Here is a 2,463-nt window from a genome sequence, read left to right as displayed (position 1 = left end):
GCCTATGCAGAGCGCTTGCTTAATGACTTGGATGAGTTGGATTGGCCAGAGTCTATCAAGGAAATGCAACGTAACTGGATTGGGAAATCAACTGGTGCTAATGTCACTTTTAAAGTGAAAGGGACTGACAAGGAATTTACCGTCTTTACTACTCGTCCTGATACGCTTTTCGGTGCGACCTTCACAGTCTTGGCTCCTGAGCATGACTTGGTAGATGCCATCACAAGTCCAGAGCAAGCTGATGCAGTTGCAGACTACAAACACCAAGCTAGTCTCAAGTCTGACTTGGCTCGTACAGACCTTGCCAAGGAAAAAACAGGGGTTTGGACGGGCGCTTATGCCATCAACCCTGTCAATGGCAAGGAAATTCCAATCTGGATTGCCGACTATGTTCTTGCTAGCTATGGAACAGGTGCTGTCATGGCCGTGCCTGCCCATGACCAACGTGACTGGGAATTTGCCAAACAATTTGACCTTCCAATCGTAGAAGTGTTTGAAGGTGGAAACGTTGAAGAAGCTGCTTACACAGAAGATGGTCTTCATGTCAATTCAGACTTCCTAGATGGCCTTAACAAAGAAGACGCTATTGCTAAAATTGTGGCTTGGTTGGAAGAAAAAGGTTGTGGTCAAGAGAAGGTTACCTACCGTCTCCGCGACTGGCTCTTTAGCCGTCAACGTTATTGGGGTGAACCAATCCCAATCATTCATTGGGAAGATGGGACTTCAACAGCAGTTCCTGAAAATGAATTGCCACTTGTCTTGCCAGTAACCAAGGACATCCGCCCTTCAGGTACAGGGGAAAGTCCACTAGCTAACTTGACCGACTGGCTTGAAGTGACTCGTGAAGATGGCGTCAAAGGTCGTCGCGAAACCAATACGATGCCACAGTGGGCTGGTTCAAGCTGGTACTACCTCCGTTATATTGATCCACATAACACTGAGAAATTGGCTGATGAGGACCTTCTCAAACAATGGTTGCCAGTAGATATCTACGTGGGTGGTGCAGAGCATGCTGTTCTTCACTTGCTCTACGCTCGTTTCTGGCATAAATTCCTCTATGACTTAGGTGTTGTTCCGACTAAGGAACCATTCCAAAAACTCTTTAACCAAGGAATGATTTTGGGAACAAGCTACCGTGACCACCGTGGGGCTCTTGTGGCAACTGATAAGGTTGAAAAACGTGACGGTTCCTTCTTCCATGTGGAAACAGGAGAAGAGTTAGAGCAAGCGCCAGCCAAGATGTCTAAATCCCTCAAGAACGTTGTTAACCCAGACGATGTGGTGGAACAATATGGTGCAGATACCCTTCGCGTCTATGAAATGTTCATGGGACCACTTGATGCTTCAATTGCTTGGTCTGAAGAAGGTTTGGAAGGAAGCCGTAAATTCCTCGACCGTGTTTACCGTTTGATTACAAGTAAAGAAATCGCTGCGGAAAACAATGGTGCTCTTGACAAGATCTACAATGAAACAGTCAAAGCCGTCACTGAGCAAATCGAGTCCATGAAGTTCAATACAGCCATTGCCCAACTCATGGTCTTTGTCAACGCGGCTAACAAGGAAGACAAGCTCTATGTGGACTATGCCAAAGGATTTATCCAATTGATCGCCCCATTTGCGCCTCACTTGGCAGAAGAGCTCTGGCAAACAGTCGCAGCAACTAGCGAATCAATCTCTTATGTAGCTTGGCCAACTTGGGACGAAAGCAAATTGGTTGAAGACGAAATCGAAATCGTCGTCCAAATCAAAGGAAAAGTTCGTGCCAAACTCATGGTCGCTAAAGACCTGTCACGCGAAGAATTGCAAGAAATCGCTCTGGCTGATGAAAAAGTTAAAGCAGAAATTGACGGTAAGGAAATTGTCAAGGTGATTGCGGTACCTAACAAACTCGTTAATATCGTCGTGGAATAATATAGGAATCCTTCAGAGTAGAATCTGGAGGATTTTTTGAATCTTCTTATGAAAGTATGATATACTATGGGCAACTATAAAGTTTGAAAAGTAAAACAAGGAGAAAACGATGCCAGTCAATGAATATGGTCAGATAATTGGTGAGTCAATGGAAGGTTATACACCAGGTGAATTGCCTTCCATTGATTTCTTAGAAGGGCGCTATGCTCGGATAGAGGCTCTTTCGGTGGAAAAGCATGCTGAGGATTTGCTAGCTGTTTATGGTCCAAATACACCTCGGGAGATGTGGACCTACCTCTTTCAGGAACCAGTAGCAGATATGGAGGAACTGGTTACCGTCTTAAATCAGATGTTGGCCCGTAAGGACCGTTTTTACTACGTGATTATAGATAAGGCAACTGGTAAGGCTTTGGGAACTTTTTCTCTCATGCGCATTGACCAGAATAACCGAGTAATAGAAGTGGGTGCCGTCACTTTTTCTCCAGAACTCAGGGGAACACGTATAGGGACAGAGGCTCAATATCTCCTAGCTCGCTATGTTTTTGAGGAGCT

Annotated in this window: 2 protein-coding genes; both read left to right on the top strand. The window is 45.2% G+C overall.

Translation table 11 applies throughout. The annotated features are described in order from the left end of the window. A partial coding sequence (gene leuS / locus GMD6S_RS11125; protein WP_000962928.1) for a leucine--tRNA ligase occupies positions 1-1,911 on the top strand: 1,911 nt, incomplete at its 5' end. A 109-nt stretch (positions 1,912-2,020) separates the two neighbouring features. After that, positions 2,021-2,463, top strand: a 443-nt coding sequence (locus GMD6S_RS11120) for a GNAT family N-acetyltransferase (RefSeq protein ID WP_001144892.1), incomplete at its 3' end; no start/stop codon positions are given.

It is taken from the genome of Streptococcus sp. GMD6S (genome assembly GCF_000297015.1).
Note: the sequence above shows the minus strand (reverse complement) of the source record. Positions and strands in the feature narration are given on the sequence as shown.